Below are 18,650 nucleotides of genomic sequence, written 5' to 3' on the forward strand. Positions count from 1 at the left end.
ACTCTGGGTGCGGGAAAATCAATCTCAAAAATAGCCGTCATTTTTGCTGCTATTCAGACGATGGCTCTTGCTTTTGTCGAACTAAGCTGTCAGCTCGAAATTCTCATTCGCGGAGGAAGCATGCTCGACAAACTCGATGCCGCGCTGCGATTTGGTACAGAAGCGTTAAACCTGCGTGCTCAGCGCCAGGAAATCCTGGCGTCAAATATTGCCAACGCCGATACCCCGGGCTACCAGGCTCGGGATATCGACTTTGCCAGCCAGCTGAGCAAGGTGATGGAAAATGGTCGCGCGGAAGGCAGCAGCATGTCGCTGAAGGTCACATCCTCACGCCATATTGCCGCCGAAACCAATTCTCAGCCGTCAATGGATCTGATGTACCGCATTCCCGATCAACCCGCCGCGGATGGCAACACCGTGGATATGGATCGTGAACGTACGCAGTTTGCTGATAACAGCCTGAAATACCAAACCGATCTCACCCTCATCAGTAGCCAGATCAAGGGCATGATGACCGTATTGCAGGGGCAATAACCATGGCATTGCTGAATATCTTTGATATCGCCGGTTCTGCGATGACGGCGCAATCACAGCGCCTTAACGTCAGCGCCAGTAACCTGGCCAACGCCGACAGCGTCACCGGGCCAGATGGCCAACCGTATGTGGCCAAACAGGTGATCTTCCAGACCGATGCCGCGCCTGGCGCAGCCACCGGTGGCGTCAAAGTGGCGGGTGTCGTGAATGATCCAACACCTGCCAAGTTGGTGTATGACCCAGGCAATCCGATGGCGGATGAGAAGGGTTACGTCAAGATGCCAAACGTCGATGTCGTATCGGAAACCGTTAACACCATGTCAGCGTCGCGCAGCTATCAGGCCAACGTCGAGGTGCTGAACACGGTGAAGTCAATGATGATGAAAACCCTGACGATGGGTCAATAACGGAGCACGATCATGAGCGTAGCAGTAGGCGTTAACGCAAACCTTGACCCCACGGTGCTGAGTTCTTCCAGTTCAACGGGTACCGGTAATAGCGCACAAGATTTACAAAATCAGTTCCTGACCATGCTGGTGACGCAGTTGCAGAACCAGGATCCTACTAATCCGATGGATAACAGCCAGCTGACGACACAGTTGGCACAGATCAACACCCTGAGCGGTATTGAGAAGCTGAACACCACGCTGGGTTCGATCTCGGGTCAGCTCACCACTAGCCAGTCACTGCAAAGCACGACGCTGATCGGTCATGGCGTGATGATTGATGGCAGCCAGGTGTTAGTCGGCAGCGGCACCACCACACCGTTTGGCGTGGAATTGACCACCGCTTCCACTGCGACAACTGCCACCATCAAAGACAGCAGCGGCGCAGTGGTGCGCACCATTGATTTGGGCGCGTTGACATCGGGCGTGCATGCCTTCTCATGGGATGGCACTGATGCCAATGGCACCACTGTCGCAGACGGGAAATATTCTGTATCGATTGCCGCCAGTAACGGCAGCACCCAACTGGTGGCACAACCGCTTAATTACGCTTACGTGAATGGCGTGAGTACGGTGGATAGCACCTCAAAACTGGATCTCGGCACCATGGGCTCCGCCACTCTTGATGAAGTTCGTCAGATTCTCTAATTCAATTTTAGCAGGAGACACGCTATGTCTTTTTCTCAAGCTGTAAGTGGTATGAATGCGGCCTCCAGTAACCTGGATGTCATTGGTAACAACATCGCCAACTCCGCCACTGCGGGTTTCAAATCCAGCACCATTTCATTCGCGGACATGTTTGCCGGTTCCGATATTGGTATGGGCACCAAAGTGGCTGCGGTCATTCAGAACTTCAATGACGGTACCACCACTTCAACCAGCCGCGGGCTGGACGTGGCACTGAGCGGAAACGGTTTCTTCCGTATGACCGATGCTGCAGGCAGCGTTTACTACTCGCGTAATGGTCAGTTCACGCTGGATGAAAACCGTAATCTGGTGAACACCCAAGGCATGAGCGTGACGGGTTATCCGGCAACGGGCACACCGCCAACCATTCAGACCGGTGCAAACCCAGTGGCATTGAGTGTGCCGACGACCCAGATGTCTGCACGTGCAACCACCACTGCAGGTTTAGTATCAAACCTGAACTCAACCGATGCTATCCCAACGGTGGCGACGTTTAGTACCTCTGACGTGGATAGCTACAACGCCAAAAGCACCGTCACTGTGTATGACTCGCAGGGTAACGATCATGCGCTGGATCTCTATTATGTGAAAACCAGTGATAACAACTGGGATGTGCATGCTGTGGATTCAACCACCGGCGCTTCAGCGGGTGATTTCGCCATGACCTTTGACTCCAGCGGTAAGCTGGCCTCAATCACCAGCGGTGGAACAACTACTGCTGGCGCCACAACGGTAGGCTTGACTATCCAAGGCTCCAACGGCGCGGCAGCAAATCAGCCTATCACCTTGAGTGTTCTGGGTAGCCTGCAACAAAACACCGGCACTACTTCATTCGGTAACCCAACGCAAGATGGTTATGCACCGGGCGATCTGACCAGCTACGCCATCAACGATGACGGCACCATCACCGGTACCTATTCAAACCAGAAAACTCAGCTGCTGGGTCAAATCGTTCTGGCCAGCTTCTCTAACCCAGAAGGTTTGCAGTCAGAGGGCGATAACGTCTGGTCAGCAACCAACTCTTCCGGTCAGGCAGCGATTGGTCTGGCGAACACCGGCACCTACGGTTCTTTGACCTCGGGCGCGCTGGAAGCTTCCAACGTGGATCTGAGTAAAGAGCTGGTGAACATGATCGTTGCACAGCGCAACTATCAGGCGAACAGCCAGACCATCAAGACGCAGGATCAGATCCTCAACACACTGATTCAATTACGCTAATACGCTAACGGGATTGCACTATGGATCACGCAATATATACCGCAATGGGCGCCGCCAGTCAGACGATGGAACAGCAATCGGTGACTGCCAGCAACCTCGCCAACGCCTCAACGCCGGGTTTTCGTGCCCAGCTCAACGCGTTGCGCGCGGTGCCGGTCAACGGCTGGTCGCTGCCGACGCGTACTTTGGTTGCCGCTTCAACGCCTGGTGCTGATATGACACCGGGCGCGATGGACAACACGGGTCGTCCGCTGGATGTAGCGGTACAGCAAGATGGTTGGCTGGCCGTGCGCACGGCTGACGGTTCTGAAGCTTATACCCGCAACGGCAACATGCAGATCAGCTCCACCGGTATTTTGACCATTCAGGGCAATCCCGTGATGGGCGATGGCGGTCCTATTGCCATTCCACAAGGCGCCGAACTGACCATCGCGGCTGACGGCACCATCACCTCGCGTAATGCGGGTGATGCGCCGAACGCCACGGTGCAGATTGGCAGGCTGAAGCTGGTCAAGGCCACAGGCAAAGAGTTGCAGCGCGGTGACGACGGCATGTTCCGTCCAACTCAGGCCACTCAGGCCACGCGCGGCGCCGCACTGGGCGCTGACGCGACCGTCGCGGTCATGCCAGGCGTGCTGGAAGGCAGCAACGTGAAGCCAGTGGAAACCATGGTCGACATGATCGCCAACGCCCGACGTTTCGAGATGCAGATGAAAGTCATCACCAACGTCGATGAAAACGAACAGAAAGCCAATCAACTGCTCAACATGAGCAGCTAAGGCGTAAGGAAAACAGCATGATTCGTTCTTTATGGATCGCCAAAACCGGTCTTGATGCCCAGCAAACCAACATGGACGTCATTTCGAACAACCTGGCCAACGTATCCACCAATGGATTTAAACGTTCGCGTGCGGTGTTTGAAGATCTGATGTACCAGACGCTGCGTCAGCCAGGCACGCAGTCATCGGAACAGACCACGCTGCCTTCAGGTTTGCAGATTGGTACCGGTGTGCGTCCCGTGACCACCGAGCGTCTGCACACTCAGGGCAACCTGTCGCAGACCAGCAACTCCAAAGATGTGGCGATCAACGGTCAGGGTTATTTCGAAGTGCAGATGCCAGATGGCACCTCTTCGTATACCCGCGATGGCTCATTCCAGGTGGATCAGAATGGCCAGCTGGTGACCAACGCCGGTTATCCGGTGCAGCCGGGGATTACCATTCCGGCAAACGCCACCAGCATTACCATTTCTCGTGACGGTGTGGTGAGCGTGACACAGCAGGGCCAGACCAACCCGGCACAGGTCGGACAGCTGACGATCAGCACCTTCATGAACGATGCCGGTCTGGATAGCCTGGGTGAAAACCTCTATCAGGAAACGCAGGCATCCGGTGCGGCCACGCAAAGTACGCCGGGCCAGAACGGCGCGGGTCTGCTGTATCAGGGCTATGTCGAAACCTCTAACGTTAACGTAGCGGAAGAGCTGGTGACGATGATCCAGACGCAGCGCGCGTATGAAATCAACAGCAAAGCGATCACCACCTCTGATCAGATGCTGCAGAAATTAACCCAGATTTAATCTGGGATCGTTGGGCCGGCCTGGCTGGCCCGATTAAGAACATGAAGAAGGTCAGAACTCCGTGGCGAAGCAAGTGATTCTCAAGCCTGGGCATTGGTTAGTAGCCACGCTGCTACTGACATTAAACGGTTGTGCGTTGATTCCGCGCACGCCACTGGTGCAGGGCACAACAACGGCAGAACCGACGCCTTCCGCTCCGCCGGTGGTGAACGGTTCTATTTTTCAGGGCGTTGCGCCGCTGAACTACGGCTATCAGCCGCTGTTTGAAGATCGTCGTCCACGTAACATTGGCGACACCCTGACGATTACTCTGCAAGAAAATGTCAGCGCCAGCAAAAGCTCCACCGCCAGCGCCAGCCGCGATGGCAGCAACAGCTTCGGTGTGAGTACTGTCCCAACCGGCCTGAGTGGTCTGGTCGGTGCTGCCGGCGAGAAAGCCGGACTGGATGCCAATGGCAAAAACGACTTCGCAGGTAAAGGTGGCGCTACCGCCAACAACACCTTTACCGGCACCATCACCGTCACCGTCAATCAGGTGTTGTCGAACGGCAACCTGCGCGTGGTGGGTGAGAAACAGATCGAAATTAACCAGGGAACCGAATTTATTCGCTTCTCCGGTGTGGTTAACCCACGCACCATCAGCGCCAGCAACGCCGTGTTGTCAACGCAGGTGGCCGATGCACGTATTGAGTATGTCGGAAACGGGTATATCAATGAGGCGCAGACCATGGGCTGGTTCCAGCGTTTCTTCCTGAACGTGTCGCCGATGTAATCGAGGTAATGATGAAAATGAACACTCTGCTGCGTCTAAGCCTGGGCTTGCTACTTGGCGTTAGCCTGGTTGCCCATGCTGACCGCATTCGCGATCTGACATCCGTGCAGGGCGTGCGCGAAAACCAGCTGATTGGTTACGGCTTAGTGGTGGGTCTGGACGGTACCGGTGACCAGACCACGCAAACCCCGTTTACCACCCAGACGGTCAGCAACATGCTGTCACAGCTCGGCATCACCGTACCTACGGGTACTAACATGCAGCTGAAAAACGTGGCAGCCGTTATGGTCACCTCGAAACTGCCTTCATTTGCGCGTCAGGGACAAACCATTGATGTGGTGGTGTCTTCGCTGGGTAACGCCAAAAGTCTGCGCGGCGGAACGCTGCTGATGACGCCGATGAAAGGCGTTGATAATCAGGTGTATGCGCTGGCGCAAGGCAACATCCTGGTGGGCGGCGCGGGCGCGTCTGCGGGCGGCAGCAGCGTGCAGGTCAACCAGCTGAACGGCGGTCGTATCACCGGCGGTGCCACGGTGGAGCGAGAGTTGCAGAGCAACTTTGGTAGCCAGAACACCATCAACCTGCAGCTGAACAGTGAAGATTTCACTATGGCTCAGCGGATTGCGGATGCGATTAACAGCCGCGGCATGGGTTCAGCTCAACCACTGGATGCGCGCACCGTGCAGATCCGCGTCTCACCTAACAACAGTTCGCAGGTGCGACTGTTAGCTGAGATTCAGAACCTCGACGTCTCTGTACCGCTGGAAGATGCCAAAGTGATCATCAACTCACGTACTGGCTCGGTGGTGATGAATCGTGAAGTGACGCTGAACACCTGTGCGGTTGCGCAGGGCAATCTGTCCGTCACCGTTAACCAACAGCAGAACGTTAACCAGCCAAATACGCCATTCGCGGGCGGGCAAACGGTGGCGACGACTCAGACGCAAATCGATCTGCGCCAGAGCGGTGGCGCCTTACAGAGTGTTAATGCGAGCGCCAATCTGAACAACGTGATTCGCGCACTGAACGCGTTGGGTGCGACACCGATTGAACTGATGTCGATTCTGCAATCCATGCAGACGGCGGGTTGTCTGCGCGCCAAACTGGAAATCATCTGATGACCGATACGCAATCGCTGATGAATGCGGCGTATGACAGCCGCTCACTGAACAACCTGAAGCGTGAAGCGGCCGCCGACCCGAAAGGGAAGGCGCTGCAGGTCGCCAAACAGGTTGAGGGGATGTTCGTACAGATGATGTTGAAAAGCATGCGTGAAGCCTTGCCGCAGGACGGCATCTTCAGCAGCGACTCAACGAAGATGTACACCTCGATGTACGATCAGCAAATTGCGCAGGAAATTGGCAAACGCGGGCTGGGGATGGCGGATCTGATCGTCAAACAGATGCAGCCCGCGCAGGAACCGGATGAAAGCGCGGGTACCGTGCCAATGAAGCTGGATAACAGCTTCATTTATAGCAACCTGCCTTCCAGCCAGCTGGAGCAGATGGTGCGCAAAGCGGTGCCGCGTCTGCCGGTGTCTCCGTCAAGCTTGCCAACCGATAGCACCGACTTTATCTCTCAGCTGGCGCAACCGGCGCAGGTCGCCAGCCAGCAAAGTGGTATTCCGCATCACCTGATTCTTGCCCAGGCGGCACTGGAATCGGGCTGGGGACAACGCCAGATTCTGACACGTGAAGGCAAGCCAAGTTACAACGTGTTTGGCATCAAGGCGAGCGGTGACTGGAAGGGGGAAACCACCGACATCATGACCACCGAATATGAAGGTGGCGTGGCGAAGAAAGTGCATGCCACTTTCCGTGTTTATGGATCCTACATGGAAGCGCTGAGTGACTACGTCAAACTGCTCTCCAACAATCCACGATATGCCGCCGTAGCCAATGCGGCTACGCCAGAGCAGGGCGCACGTGCCTTGCAGGCCGCGGGTTATGCCACCGATCCGAAATATGCACAAAAGCTGGTGGGAATGATCCAACAATTCAAAAACATGGGCGAGAAAGTGGTTAAAGCGTACAGCCAGGATATCACTGATTTGTTCTGATTTTTTTGCCTCAAGTTTCACTTAAGCACGCCGATAACTATCACATGCCGCGGGCGACTCCGCCCGCGCAATCGCACTGATGACTGCCAGCCCGGTTAACGGGAAATTAAGGAACCGAGATGTCCAGCATAATTAACTCAGCGATGAGTGGGCTGAGCGCCGCACAGGCCGCATTAAGCACCACCAGTAACAACATCAGCAACTATACGGTGGCGGGTTACTCGCGTCAGACCATTTTGTTGAACCAGGCAAACAGTACCTTATCGGGCAACAGCTATTACGGTAACGGTGTGAATGTCACTGGCGTGCAGCGTGAATATGATGAATTCATTACGGCTCAATTGCGCGGTTCCAGTGCCAATTACAGTGCAGTGAATACGCAATATTCACAGATTTCCAATATCGATGATTTGCTGTCAACCTCGACCACCAGTCTGTCGACCTCGATTCAAAGCTTCTTTACCAACGTATCGAACGTGGTCAGCAATGCAGACGATCCGTCAGCTCGTCAGTCGATGCTGAGTTATGCGCAAGGCCTGGTGAATCAGTTCCAGACCACCGCGCAATATCTCACCAATATGCAAAACAGCGTGAATACGGACGTCGCTTCCAGCGTCGACCAAATCAATACCTACACCAGCCAGATTGCCGACCTTAATACGCAAATCGCCAAGCTCACCACCGCTGGCAGCGCGCCGAACGATCTTTTGGATCAGCGCGATCAACTGGTCAACAACCTGAACAACGTCGTTGGCGTTAACGTTTCGCAACAGGACGGCAGCTACATCGTCACCATGGGCAGCACGACCCTGGTGAACGGTAAAAACACCACTCAGCTGGTGGCAATGCCTTCCAGCAGCGATCCTTCACGCACCACGGTGGGATATGTAGACAAGAGCGCAGGGAACGTTGAAATCCCGGAGAAGACCCTGACCACCGGTTCTTTAGGCGGATTACTGGCTTTCCGTACCCAGGACCTGGACACCGCACAGAACCAGTTGGGTCAATTGGCCGCTGCGTTCACGACCAGCTTCAACGCCGTGCAAACTGCTGGCTATGACAGCAATGGCGACCAGGGCACTGACTTCTTCACCATTGGCAGCCCGAACGTATTGAGCAACACCAAGAATACCGGTACGGCTGAAGTGACCGCAGCATGGTCAGACAGCAGTGCGCTGAAGGCTTCAAATTACACCGTGAGCTACGACGGCACTAACTGGTCAGTCACGCGTCTGTCGGACAACGTGAAAGTATCGCCGACGACGGGTACCGATACTGATGGCAACACGACGCTGAGTTTCGATGGTCTTGACCTGACCGTCAGCGGTACTGCCCAGGCTAAAGACAGCTTCCTGGTCAAACCGGTGCAAGACGTCATTGGCGGTATGTCGGTCGCGATTACCGATGAGTCACAAATTGCTGCAGCATCGTCTGCCACCAGCGGCGAAAGTGATAACACTAACGCACAAAAAATGCTGGCACTGCAGGATGCTAACCTGGTCAACGGCAATGCCACACTGGCACAAGCCTACGCCACCATCGTTAGCACCGTGGGCAACAAAACCAGTTCGTTAGAGACCGCCAGTACCACTCAGGAAAACGTGGTGACGCAGTTAACTGACCGTCAGCAATCCGTTTCCGGCGTTAACCTCGATGAGGAGTACGCCAACCTGACCAAGTACCAGCAGTTTTACATGGCCAATGCGCAGGTATTGCAGACAGCAAGTACCATCTTTAATGCGCTGATGGATATCCGCGGCTAAGTCATCAAAGGATAAAAAACCATGCGTTTAAGTACCAATATGATTTTCGACCAGCAGGTGCGCGGCATTACCGGTTCGCAATCCTCCTGGTTAAAAGTAGGGCAGCAGCTTTCGAGCGGTCTGCGTGTGAATAATCCTTCTGATGATCCGATTGCGGCAGCGAGTTCGGTTGTCCTGGCGCAGTCGCAGGCGAAAAGCAGCCAATATGCGACCGCGCGCACTTTCGCTAACCAGAGCTTGTCCCTGGAAGAGAACACCCTCAAGGGCGTGACGTCAGCGATTCAGGATGCACAGACCACCATCGTCAATGCTTCAACGGGCACGCTCAGTGATGATGACCGTGGCTCTCTGGCGACGCAATTACAAGGGCTGCGCGATCAACTGTTGGGACTGGCGAACAGCCAGGATGCCAGCGGTCGCTACATCTTTGCGGGTTACAAAACCGAAGCCGAACCTTTCAGCGACACGGGAACGGGCGTCACCTACGTAGGCGGCACCGATGCCATTAGCCAGAAAGTGAGTGACAGCCGAACCATGACGGTAGGCAACACCGGCGATTCGGTGTTTATGTCGATCACCAGCAATGCCAAAGCTGAGCCAGATGGCAGCACCAGTGAAACGAATCTGTTTGATATGCTGGATAGCGCTATCGCTGCACTGAAGGTGCCGCAGGATAATGCTGATGAGGCCACTCAACAAACGTTCCAGGATGCGATGGACAAGACCAACCGTGGTTTGAGTAACTCGCTCAATAACGTGTTGTCAGTGCGTTCTGAAGTCGGCATTAAGATGGATGAAGTAGACACGCTAGATGCGCAGGGCGATACCAATGACACCATCATGGCTACGCAGATGAGTAATCTGGTCGAGGTGGATTATACCTCTGCCATTTCCAGCTACACCATGCAACAGACAGCATTACAGGCGTCTTACAAGACCTTCACTGACATGTCGAAGATGTCACTGTTCCAGCTGAATTCCTGATTGACCTGACCTGAAAATTTGAGCGTGCTTTAACCGGGCGCGCTTAGTTTCTCCCACTGCCTTTCGGGGCCGTGGGATTTTTTGCCTGCTCAGTGGCGATATCCGAACTTAACTGTGCAGTACCTACCTGACGATGCCATGTCCACGCAATCACTCCTCCCTTGATGCGGAAAGAAGGGTAAACAGCAAATCACAGGCAATAAAAAACCCCGAACCAGTCGGGGTTTTTATGATGACTGCTTCAGCTTACACGCTTTCTGGGCGAGTCGCTGGCGCAGTGGCGAGATGCGTTGCACTGTGACCACCCGCTGAACCACGACCTTCGAAGTCAAACGGTGGGCGAACCCAATCGCTTTGGCGAACGGTTTCAGGTTCCCATGCCGGAGCAGGCGCTTTGGTCATTGGCGCAGTCGCATGATGCTTCCAGCGAGTATCAGCACTGTTTACCGCAGTATCACGTGCAGCAACCGGTGCGTGAGGTTCAGTCACTGGGGCAACCGGCGCTTCAGCGGCAACCGGAGCACTGAGGACTTCCTCAACCTGAGCTTCAACTGCTGGAGCGGCCTCAATCGGTGCTTGCTCAGCAATCTCAACGGCTTCGTTAACCACCTCGTGTTCAACAGTTGCGTTGACCACTTCTGGTTCTACAGCTGCGTTAACCACTTCTGGTTCTACCGCCGCAGGCGTTGCGGGTTCGACGATTGCCGGTTCAGCTTCAGCAGCGATTTCCTCTGCTACCTGTTGCTCAACAACAGACACCACGGCAGGCTCTTGGTTGACAGGTGCAGCGACAGGCGCCAGATCATCAGTATTCACCACCGGCACTTCAGTATGTGCCTGAGGTTCTGCCTGATGAACGACTTCCGCTTCAACCGGTGCAGCCGTTACCGTTTCCAGCGTCTCTGCAGCAACCGCCACGTCTTCCACGACGGCGTCATGCTGATAGCTGTAATCTGGCATCTCGTTCAGCGTCTCCTGAGAGGAGAACTGATCGTGAGCCTGAGCAACCGGATAGGTGATCCAGACTTTGCCTGAAGCCATTTCTGGCGAAGCAGCAGCAGATTCCAGCGGCATCGCAGACTGGGTTGGATAACGCTCATCACGATAGCGACGACGGCGTTGACCACTGACACGCAGGTGACGAGGCGAACGACGTGAACGGCGCGGCATATTGGCGCTATCACGGTTTTCGTTATCATCCTGCTCATCGTTGCTGACTTCTGGCTGTTCGATGAAGGTCTGACGCTGGGCTGATTCCTCAGCGGATTCACTCACTGCCGGTGCCGGGATAGCCGCTGCCACTTCACCAGTATCTCCCACGCGGATGCGCTGAGTCAGCTGACGTTGTTTACGGCGAGGCAACACCTGAACACGTTCTTCTTCCTGCACAGCGTTTTCGTCAACAACATCAGTCTGCACTGGGTTTTCAGCCGCTTTCTGATCTTGTTGTTGATTGCGCTTCTCTTCCTGACGACGGCGTTGACGCTCAGCACGCTGCTCACGACGCTGCTGCTGCTGTTCATCACGCTGCTGCAACTGCTCATCAGTCAACGCTGGGCGTTCGCCACGCGGTTCGTTCTGACGCTTGTTGCGACGATTATCCTGATTGTCGTTACGCGGTTCGCGGGCTTCACGTGGTTCACGAGACTCTCGTGATTCACGCGGCTCACGCGATTCACGGGCCTCACGTGGTTCACGGCCTTCGCGACCCTGTGCATTTTCACCGTTACGCGGTGTACGATCGCGACGATTATTGCTACGACGATTGTTACGGCGGTCGCCACGCGGCTGATTGTTCTCACCCTCAGCGGCTTTCACTTCTGGTTGAGCTTCAACCGGAGTAGCAGCAGGCGTGTCGCCAGCAAACAGTTTCTTCAAACCACCCAACAGGCGAGCCACAAAACCGGTGCTGGCAACGGCAGGTGCAGCCACTGAAGCGGCAGGTTTTGCTTCTGCTTTCGCAACCGGCTGGATCTCTTGCTCGACTTCAACCGGAGCCGGCGGTGCATCAGGCATCACGAAGGCTGCCAGCGCAGGCTGCTCTGGACGACGACGTTCGGCGCTCTCTTCTTCCGAAGGCAACGCCATTTCTGCTTCGTGCAATTTCGGCAGGTGGTAAGAAAGCGTCTGAGTCTCTTCGCCTTTGCGAACGCGCAATACGGAGTAGTGCGGGGTTTCCATCTGATCGTTTGGCACGATGATGGCACGCACGCCACCCTGGCGTTTTTCGATCGCACTGACCGCATCACGTTTTTCGTTCAGCAGGTAAGAGGCAACGGGCACCGGTACAATTGCATGCACTTCTTTGGTGTTGTCTTTCAGCGCTTCTTCTTCAATCAGACGCAAGATAGACAGTGACAGCGATTCGTTATCACGGATGGTGCCGGTGCCACTACAGCGTGGGCACACGTGATGGCTGGATTCACCCAACGATGGGCTGAGACGCTGACGCGACATTTCCAGCAGGCCGAAGCGTGAGATGTGGCTAATCTGGATGCGTGCGCGATCCTGACGTACCGCTTCACGCAAACGGTTTTCCACCGCGCGCTGGTGACGAACAGGCGTCATATCGATGAAGTCGATGACGATCAGTCCGCCGAGGTCACGCAGGCGCAACTGACGGGCAATTTCATCGGCCGCTTCGAGGTTGGTATTGAACGCGGTCTCTTCGATATCGCCGCCGCGTGTGGCGCGTGCGGAGTTGATGTCGATCGCGGTCAGCGCTTCGGTGCTGTCGATAACAATCGAACCACCGGAAGGCAAGCGCACTTCGCGCTGGAACGCAGACTCGATCTGCGATTCGATTTGGTAATGGCTGAACAGCGGAATTTCACCGGTGTACAGTTTGATTTTGCTGCTGAAGTCTGGACGACCCAGTGCAGCGATATGCTGACGTGCCAGTTCCAGTACTTTCGGGTTATCGATAAGGATTTCACCGATGTCCTGACGCAGATAATCGCGGAAGGCGCGGACAATCACGTTGCTTTCCTGATGAATCAGGAACGGGGCTGGACGGTTTTCAGCGGCTTTCTTGATCGCTTCCCAGTGCTTCAAACGGAAGCTCAGGTCCCACTGCAGGGATTCGGCAGATTTGCCAACGCCTGCGGTGCGCACGATCAAACCCATACCGTCTGGCAGTTCCAGCGCGGACAGGGCTTCTTTCAATTCGGTACGATCGTCACCTTCGATACGGCGTGAAATGCCACCCGCACGCGGGTTATTAGGCATCAGAACCAGATAGCTACCGGCTAACGAAATAAAGGTGGTGAGTGCTGCACCCTTATTACCGCGCTCCTCTTTATCAATTTGAACGATAACTTCCTGACCTTCACGCAACACCTCTTTGATGTTTGGACGGCCGTGTGCATTGTAATTAGCAGGGAAGTATTCGCGGGAAATTTCTTTCAGAGGGAGGAAACCGTGACGTTCAGCACCATAATCGACAAATGCCGCTTCGAGGCTGGGTTCAACACGGGTGATCTTACCTTTGTAGATGTTGGCTTTTTTCTGCTCGTGGCCTGGGCTTTCGATATCCAGATCGTACAGACGTTGGCCGTCAACAAGGGCAACGCGCAACTCTTCCTGCTGAGATGCGTTAATTAACATTCTTTTCATCGTGACTTACTCGTTATTCTCACATGAGTGATGTAGCTGCGGGCATCGTTACCCTGGACGAGAATCAACCGATGGCCCCGTGTCTTAATGCACTGACGTCAACCTCACGGTTGTCGGCGGCTAAAGGGGCGCAAATCTTGTCGGTGGCCTGTTTTTCATAAGGAAAAACAGCGCCTGAAGGTGGAATAGCTAGAGTAAATTCAGAAATCCACACATCCCAGTCTGTCGTCCAGGCTGCAACCCGCAGCCCGCTAAGTGCCTGATTTAACATTACGTCTTACGCCATTGCTGCGTGTCCGTTCAATCCGGCAAAATGACTTATTTCGCTCTTTATTCCGGCCTGAATTTTTCCAGGGCAGAAACCCCTGCATTATTCCATTGCTCACCAACATATAGCAAGGCGACTTTTGCCGAGCTGTGAAGTTTGTGTGTCCTTAACCTGTTCATTTGCAGGGCTAATCATCGCATCGCTGAAAAAGTCATCATTTACACCTTTTCCCAACACGACAAAGAGAGAGTTAAGCACAGAAAAAGGGGTGGCGCTATCCAGGGACACTATTTAGAATCGCCGCCATGAAAACAGAGAATCCCGGCGTACTCTATGTCGCCATCACGGCTGAAAATGCCGGTCAACGAATTGATAACTTTTTGCGCACTCATCTTAAAGGTGTGCCGAAAAGCATGATTTATCGCATCTTGCGTAAGGGCGAGGTGCGGGTTAATAAAGGACGCGTTAAACCTGAATACAAGTTGGTAGAAGGGGATGACGTGCGCATTCCGCCCGTGCGCGTGGCGGAGCGTGAAGAGCAGGCCGTTTCACCAAAACTGGATAAAGTCGCGGCGCTGGCGAATGCCATCCTGTATGAAGATGATCATCTGCTGGTGCTGAACAAACCATCGGGTACTGCGGTGCATGGCGGCAGCGGCTTAAGCTTTGGTGTTATTGAGGGGTTGCGTGCGCTTCGTCCGGAAGCCCGCTTCCTCGAACTGGTACACCGACTCGACCGCGATACTTCCGGCATTCTGCTGGTGGCCAAAAAACGCTCCGCGCTGCGTTCACTGCATGAGCAGTTACGTGAAAAAGGCATGCAGAAGGATTATCTGGCACTGGTGCGCGGCGATTGGCCCTCGCATTTGAAAGTGGTTCAGGCGCCGCTGTTAAAAAATATTCTGCAAAGTGGAGAGCGCGTGGTGCGCGTCAACGCGGAAGGCAAACCGTCTGAAACGCGTTTTAAAGTTGAAGAGCGGTTTGGCTTCGCCACCTTAGTGAAAGCCAGTCCGGTTACGGGCCGAACTCACCAGATTCGCGTGCACACTCTGCATGGTGGCCATCCGATCGCGTTTGACGATCGCTATGGCGACCGCGAGTTTGACCGCCAGCTGGGTTCAACCGGCTTGTCGCGTCTGTTCCTGCATGCGGCGGCGTTGACCTTCACCCATCCGAATACCGGGGAAGTTATGCGGATGGAAGCGCCATTGGATGGCGCGTTGCAACGCTGCCTCACGCATCTGCGCCAGAAAAAAGCCTGACACGACGGGCATCAACCTAATGCGTTGATGCCCGCTTTTATGAGCATCTCATTTAAGGCAATCAGCGGTAATCCAATCAGCGTATTGGGATCGCGTCCCTCTAGTCGTTCGAACAAACAAATTCCCATACCTTCGCTTTTAAAGCTGCCTGCACAATTCAACGGCTGCTCTTTTTCAACGTAGTGACGGATTTCCGCCGGGCTTAAGTGGCGAAAATGCACGTTGAACGGTTCACAAATCACCTGCTGTTGTGCCGTTTGTGGTTGAAGCAATGCGAGTCCCGTATAAAACGTAATCACCTTACCGCTGGCCGCCGCCAACTGTCGGCAGGCGTTTTCCATAGTATGCGGTTTTCCGGTGATGTTGCCGTCCAGCACGCAGACCTGATCGGATCCAATGATCCAGTGCTGAGGATATTGATGCGCCAGCGCTTGCGCTTTAGCCAGCGCCAGCCTTTGTACCAGCTGGGGAGCGGATTCATCAGGCAGCGGTGTTTCGTCGCAATCGGGCGCGGCGGCGATGTAAGGCAGGCCGAGCTTATGCAGCAACGCCTGACGAAACGGGGAGGTTGAGGCCAGAATTAAAGGTGTCATCATTTTTTTGCAGAATATATAGCGTAAACATGACAGTCATTTTAAACTATGCGCCGCACTGGATGCGACTAACGGGTGAAAGATGCCGTAAACCGGCCTTTTTCTTTGACTCTATGACGTTACAAAGTTAATATGCGCGCCCTATGCAAAAGGTAAAATTACCCCTAACGATCGATCTGGCCCGTGCCGCGCAAAAGCGCCTTGATTATCAAGGTGTGTATGCACCTGAATTGGTGGCACGCCTGGCCGACACGGTCGTTAGTGTGGACAGTGATGTGGATTGCACCATGTCGTTTGCGATTGACAACCAGCGCCTGGCGGTTCTGCAAGGAACTGCTGATGTGCAGGTGACTTTGTCATGTCAACGCTGCAACCAGTCTTTCCCGCACGCTGTCCACGTAAGCTATTGTTTCAGTCCTGTCTCTTCTGATGAGCAGGCCGAGGCACTGCCGGAAGCTTACGAGCCAGTTGATATCAATGATTTCGGCGAAATCGACTTGCTGGCAGTTATCGAAGATGAACTCATCCTCGCGCTGCCTGTAGTTCCGGTGCATGATTCTGAACACTGTGAAGTGTCCGACGCGGACATGGTATTTGGTAAGTTGCCTGCAGAGGCAGAAAAACCAAATCCATTTGCCGTATTAGCCAGTTTAAAGCGTAAGTAATAGGAGTAAGGTCCATGGCCGTACAACAGAATAAACCAACCCGTTCTAAGCGTGGTATGCGTCGTTCGCACGATGCGCTGACCACCGCAGCTCTGTCAGTAGATAAAGTTTCTGGTGAAACTCATCTGCGTCACCATATCACTGCGGATGGTTACTACCGCGGTCGCAAGGTTATCACCAAGTAATTCTTTGCGGTTACGCAAGGCGATACCTTGACACGTTTGACCCTGGCAGTTGATGCCATGGGCGGGGACTTCGGTCCCTGCGTGACAGTGCCTGCATCCTTGCAGGCACTGGCCTCTCATACGCATCTGGTTCTTCTTCTGGTCGGTGATCCCGACATCATCTCGTCATTTCTTGCCAAAGCGGATTCCTCGTTACTGGGGCGTGTGCAGGTGATCCCTGCCGAATCGGTTATTGCAAGTGATGCTAAACCTTCACAGGCCATTCGTCACAGTCGCGGCAGTTCCATGCGCGTGGCGTTGGAACTGGTTAAAGAAGGGCGTGCACAAGCCTGTGTCAGTGCGGGTAATACCGGTGCGCTGATGGGGCTGGCTAAAATGTTGTTGAAGCCGCTGGATGGCATTGAGCGTCCGGCGTTGATGACCGTACTGCCGCATCAGCAGCAGGGTAAAACGGTGGTGCTGGACCTCGGCGCGAACGTCGATTCCGACAGCGAAATGCTGGTGCAATTTGCGGTGATGGGCGCAGTCATGGCCGAGGAAGTGCTGGGAATCGTCAGGCCACGCGTCGCACTGCTCAATATTGGGCAGGAAGAGACCAAAGGTCTGGAAACGATTCGCGCAGCATCTGCGGTTCTGCGAGACACGCCGCAAATCAACTATATTGGATATCTTGAGGGGAACGATCTCCTCACCGGTAAGACGGATGTGCTGGTTTGTGATGGCTTCGTGGGAAACGTCACGCTTAAAACCATGGAAGGCGTGGTAAGAATGTTCCTTTCTCTGCTGAAGTCGTCAGAGGATGGGAAAAACGGGCCTGGTGGCTGAAATGGGTAGGGCGTTGGTTACAAAAGCGTCTGGCCAAACGTTTCGGTCATCTCAACCCCGACCAGTATAATGGCGCTTGTCTGTTAGGATTGCGCGGAACAGTGATCAAAAGCCACGGTGCGGCGAATCAACGTGCGTTTGCCGTGGCGATAGAGCAGGCAGAGCAGGCGGTGCGCAGGCAAGTCCCAGAGAGGATTGCGGCGCGCCTTGACGCTGTATTAGCCAGGAGTGACAAAGCGTAGATGTTTACCAAAATTATCGGTACGGGCAGCTATTTGCCTGAGCAGGTTCGCTCCAATGCGGATCTGGAAAAATGGTGGAGACTTCGGACGAGTGGATTGTCAGCCGTACCGGCATCCGTGAGCGTCGTATTGCTGCACCGGACGAAACCGTCGCCACCATGGGCTTTGCCGCGGCACAGCGCGCGCTAGAGATGGCGGGTGTTGCTGCCAGTGATGTTGGCCTGATTATCGTGGCGACCACCTCTTCCAGCCACGCTTTCCCAAGTTCAGCGTGCATGATCCAGCAGATGCTGGAGATTGACGATTGCGCAGCCTTCGATTTGGCTGCCGCCTGCGCGGGCTTTACCTATGCATTGAGCGTTGCCGATCAGTACATCAAAAATGGTGTGGTGAAACACGCTCTGGTGATCGGTGCTGACGTATTAGCCCGTACGCTGGATCCGAACGATCGTGGTACGATCATTTTGTTCGGTGATGGCGCCGGCGCAGTCGTCCTGAGCCAAAGCGAAGAGCCGGGGATTCTGTCTACTCACCTGCATGCCGATGGCCGTTACAGCAAGTTGCTGACGCTGCCGTATCAGGATCGCGAGAATCAGGATCAACCTGCTTATCTCACCATGGCGGGTAATGAAGTGTTCAAGGTTGCGGTGACCGAACTGGCGCACATCGTTGATGAAACGCTGCAGGCCAATAATCTCGATCGCGAAATGCTGGACTGGCTGGTCCCTCATCAGGCCAACTTGCGCATTATCAGTGCCACCGCCAAAAAGCTTGGCATGGGCATGGATAAAGTGGTTGTGACCCTTGATCGCCATGGTAATACTTCGGCGGCATCGGTACCGAGTGCACTGGATGAAGCGGTGCGCGATGGCCGTATCAAGCCAGGCCAACTGATTTTGCTGGAAGCCTTTGGTGGTGGTTTCACCTGGGGTTCCGCGCTGGTTCGCTTTTGA

17 protein-coding genes and 2 pseudogenes are annotated in these 18,650 nt (G+C 54.5%); 16 read left to right on the forward strand and 3 right to left on the reverse strand.

Translation table 11 applies throughout. The features are described 5' to 3' along the window. The first annotated feature begins 120 nt into the window (after nucleotides 1–120). From flgB to flgL, 11 genes are all read left to right on the forward strand, one after another. Nucleotides 121–534, forward strand: a complete 414-nt coding sequence (flgB, locus tag HA45_RS09675; protein WP_100702782.1) for a flagellar basal body rod protein FlgB — start codon at nucleotides 121–123, stop codon at nucleotides 532–534. Nucleotides 535–536: 2 nt separating this feature from the next. Next, nucleotides 537–941 carry a flagellar basal body rod protein FlgC gene (gene flgC / locus HA45_RS09680; RefSeq protein ID WP_034830669.1) on the forward strand — a complete coding sequence of 135 codons (405 nt, stop codon included), beginning with the start codon at nucleotides 537–539 and terminating at the stop codon, nucleotides 939–941. Between the two features lie 12 nt (nucleotides 942–953). Continuing rightward, complete coding sequence (gene flgD, locus HA45_RS09685) at nucleotides 954–1,628, forward strand: flagellar hook assembly protein FlgD (RefSeq protein ID WP_100702783.1); 675 nt, start codon at nucleotides 954–956, stop codon at nucleotides 1,626–1,628. A 24-nt stretch (nucleotides 1,629–1,652) separates the two neighbouring features. Further along, complete coding sequence (gene flgE, locus HA45_RS09690) at nucleotides 1,653–2,885, forward strand: flagellar hook protein FlgE (RefSeq protein ID WP_100702784.1); 1,233 nt, start codon at nucleotides 1,653–1,655, stop codon at nucleotides 2,883–2,885. Between the two features lie 20 nt (nucleotides 2,886–2,905). Then, nucleotides 2,906–3,664: a flagellar basal body rod protein FlgF gene (locus HA45_RS09695; protein ID WP_100702785.1), complete on the forward strand. Its 759-nt coding sequence runs from the start codon at nucleotides 2,906–2,908 to the stop codon at nucleotides 3,662–3,664. Nucleotides 3,665–3,681: 17 nt separating this feature from the next. Further along, nucleotides 3,682–4,464, forward strand: coding sequence for a flagellar basal-body rod protein FlgG (gene flgG / locus HA45_RS09700; RefSeq protein ID WP_084935295.1), 783 nt, complete (start codon nucleotides 3,682–3,684; stop codon nucleotides 4,462–4,464). 61 nt (nucleotides 4,465–4,525) lie between these two features. Next, a complete protein-coding gene (locus HA45_RS09705; protein ID WP_100702786.1) occupies nucleotides 4,526–5,236 on the forward strand; it encodes a flagellar basal body L-ring protein FlgH in 711 nt (236 codons plus the stop codon). Nucleotides 5,237–5,247: 11 nt separating this feature from the next. Then, entirely contained in the window at nucleotides 5,248–6,354 is a 1,107-nt protein-coding gene (locus HA45_RS09710) for a flagellar basal body P-ring protein FlgI (protein WP_100702787.1), read from the forward strand. Next, entirely contained in the window at nucleotides 6,354–7,295 is a 942-nt protein-coding gene (gene flgJ, locus HA45_RS09715; protein ID WP_100702788.1) for a flagellar assembly peptidoglycan hydrolase FlgJ, read from the forward strand. The genes HA45_RS09710 and flgJ overlap by 1 nt, the downstream gene beginning before the upstream one ends. Before the next feature lie 119 nt (nucleotides 7,296–7,414). After that, nucleotides 7,415–9,058 (forward strand): flagellar hook-associated protein FlgK, encoded by a 1,644-nt coding sequence (flgK, locus tag HA45_RS09720; RefSeq protein WP_100702789.1) that lies wholly within the window; start codon nucleotides 7,415–7,417, stop codon nucleotides 9,056–9,058. A 21-nt stretch (nucleotides 9,059–9,079) separates the two neighbouring features. Next, nucleotides 9,080–10,042: a flagellar hook-associated protein FlgL gene (gene flgL, locus HA45_RS09725; protein WP_100702790.1), complete on the forward strand. Its 963-nt coding sequence runs from the start codon at nucleotides 9,080–9,082 to the stop codon at nucleotides 10,040–10,042. A 246-nt stretch (nucleotides 10,043–10,288) separates the two neighbouring features. Here flgL and rne read toward each other — a convergent pair whose 3' ends face one another. Further along, complete coding sequence (gene rne, locus HA45_RS09730; protein ID WP_100702791.1) at nucleotides 10,289–13,657, reverse strand: ribonuclease E; 3,369 nt, start codon at nucleotides 13,655–13,657, stop codon at nucleotides 10,289–10,291. A gap of 64 nt (nucleotides 13,658–13,721) precedes the next feature. Further along, the gene (locus tag HA45_RS09735) at nucleotides 13,722–13,928 is read right to left on the reverse strand and encodes a hypothetical protein (RefSeq protein ID WP_100702792.1); all 207 of its coding nucleotides are present in this window, start codon (nucleotides 13,926–13,928) and stop codon (nucleotides 13,722–13,724) included. 302 nt (nucleotides 13,929–14,230) lie between these two features. Between HA45_RS09735 and rluC the strand changes: the two genes are divergently transcribed. After that, the gene (gene rluC, locus HA45_RS09745; protein WP_100702793.1) at nucleotides 14,231–15,187 is read left to right on the forward strand and encodes a 23S rRNA pseudouridine(955/2504/2580) synthase RluC; all 957 of its coding nucleotides are present in this window, start codon (nucleotides 14,231–14,233) and stop codon (nucleotides 15,185–15,187) included. Nucleotides 15,188–15,198: 11 nt separating this feature from the next. On the opposite strand, the gene HA45_RS09750 is transcribed toward rluC, so the two are convergent. Further along, entirely contained in the window at nucleotides 15,199–15,780 is a 582-nt protein-coding gene (locus HA45_RS09750) for a Maf family protein (RefSeq protein ID WP_205960963.1), read from the reverse strand. Between the two features lie 143 nt (nucleotides 15,781–15,923). On the opposite strand from HA45_RS09750, the gene yceD reads away from it, so the two are divergent. The 4 genes and pseudogenes from yceD to HA45_RS09770 all read left to right on the forward strand — a co-directional run bounded on the left by yceD (nucleotide 15,924) and on the right by HA45_RS09770 (nucleotide 18,650). Beyond that, on the forward strand, nucleotides 15,924–16,445 hold the full coding sequence (yceD, locus tag HA45_RS09755; RefSeq protein WP_100702795.1) for a 23S rRNA accumulation protein YceD: 522 nt from the start codon (nucleotides 15,924–15,926) through the stop codon (nucleotides 16,443–16,445). Nucleotides 16,446–16,459: 14 nt separating this feature from the next. After that, nucleotides 16,460–16,630, forward strand: a complete 171-nt coding sequence (gene rpmF, locus HA45_RS09760) for a 50S ribosomal protein L32 (protein WP_007885783.1) — start codon at nucleotides 16,460–16,462, stop codon at nucleotides 16,628–16,630. Nucleotides 16,631–16,657: 27 nt separating this feature from the next. After that, a pseudogene (plsX, locus tag HA45_RS09765) lies at nucleotides 16,658–17,697 on the forward strand (phosphate acyltransferase PlsX). Further along, nucleotides 17,698–18,650: pseudogene (locus tag HA45_RS09770) on the forward strand (beta-ketoacyl-ACP synthase III).

This window comes from Pantoea rodasii, from assembly GCF_002095465.1.
Classification (GTDB): Bacteria; Pseudomonadota; Gammaproteobacteria; order Enterobacterales; family Enterobacteriaceae; genus Pantoea; species Pantoea rodasii.

Excerpts from the sequence above, each read along its gene's own strand:
- flgB (WP_100702782.1), top strand. The coding sequence starts at position 121 with ATGCTCGACAAACTCGATGCCGCGCTGCGATTTGGTACAGAAGCGTTA.
- flgC (WP_034830669.1), top strand. The coding sequence starts at position 537 with ATGGCATTGCTGAATATCTTTGATATCGCCGGTTCTGCGATGACGGCG.
- flgD (WP_100702783.1), top strand. The coding sequence starts at position 954 with ATGAGCGTAGCAGTAGGCGTTAACGCAAACCTTGACCCCACGGTGCTG.
- flgE (WP_100702784.1), top strand. The coding sequence starts at position 1,653 with ATGTCTTTTTCTCAAGCTGTAAGTGGTATGAATGCGGCCTCCAGTAAC.
- HA45_RS09695 (WP_100702785.1), top strand. The coding sequence starts at position 2,906 with ATGGATCACGCAATATATACCGCAATGGGCGCCGCCAGTCAGACGATG.
- flgG (WP_084935295.1), top strand. The coding sequence starts at position 3,682 with ATGATTCGTTCTTTATGGATCGCCAAAACCGGTCTTGATGCCCAGCAA.
- HA45_RS09710 (WP_100702787.1), top strand. The coding sequence starts at position 5,248 with ATGAAAATGAACACTCTGCTGCGTCTAAGCCTGGGCTTGCTACTTGGC.
- flgJ (WP_100702788.1), top strand. The coding sequence starts at position 6,354 with ATGACCGATACGCAATCGCTGATGAATGCGGCGTATGACAGCCGCTCA.
- flgK (WP_100702789.1), top strand. The coding sequence starts at position 7,415 with ATGTCCAGCATAATTAACTCAGCGATGAGTGGGCTGAGCGCCGCACAG.
- flgL (WP_100702790.1), top strand. The coding sequence starts at position 9,080 with ATGCGTTTAAGTACCAATATGATTTTCGACCAGCAGGTGCGCGGCATT.
- rne (WP_100702791.1), bottom strand. The coding sequence starts at position 13,657 with ATGAAAAGAATGTTAATTAACGCATCTCAGCAGGAAGAGTTGCGCGTT.
- HA45_RS09735 (WP_100702792.1), bottom strand. The coding sequence starts at position 13,928 with ATGTTAAATCAGGCACTTAGCGGGCTGCGGGTTGCAGCCTGGACGACA.
- rluC (WP_100702793.1), top strand. The coding sequence starts at position 14,231 with ATGAAAACAGAGAATCCCGGCGTACTCTATGTCGCCATCACGGCTGAA.
- HA45_RS09750 (WP_205960963.1), bottom strand. The coding sequence starts at position 15,780 with ATGACACCTTTAATTCTGGCCTCAACCTCCCCGTTTCGTCAGGCGTTG.
- yceD (WP_100702795.1), top strand. The coding sequence starts at position 15,924 with ATGCAAAAGGTAAAATTACCCCTAACGATCGATCTGGCCCGTGCCGCG.
- rpmF (WP_007885783.1), top strand. The coding sequence starts at position 16,460 with ATGGCCGTACAACAGAATAAACCAACCCGTTCTAAGCGTGGTATGCGT.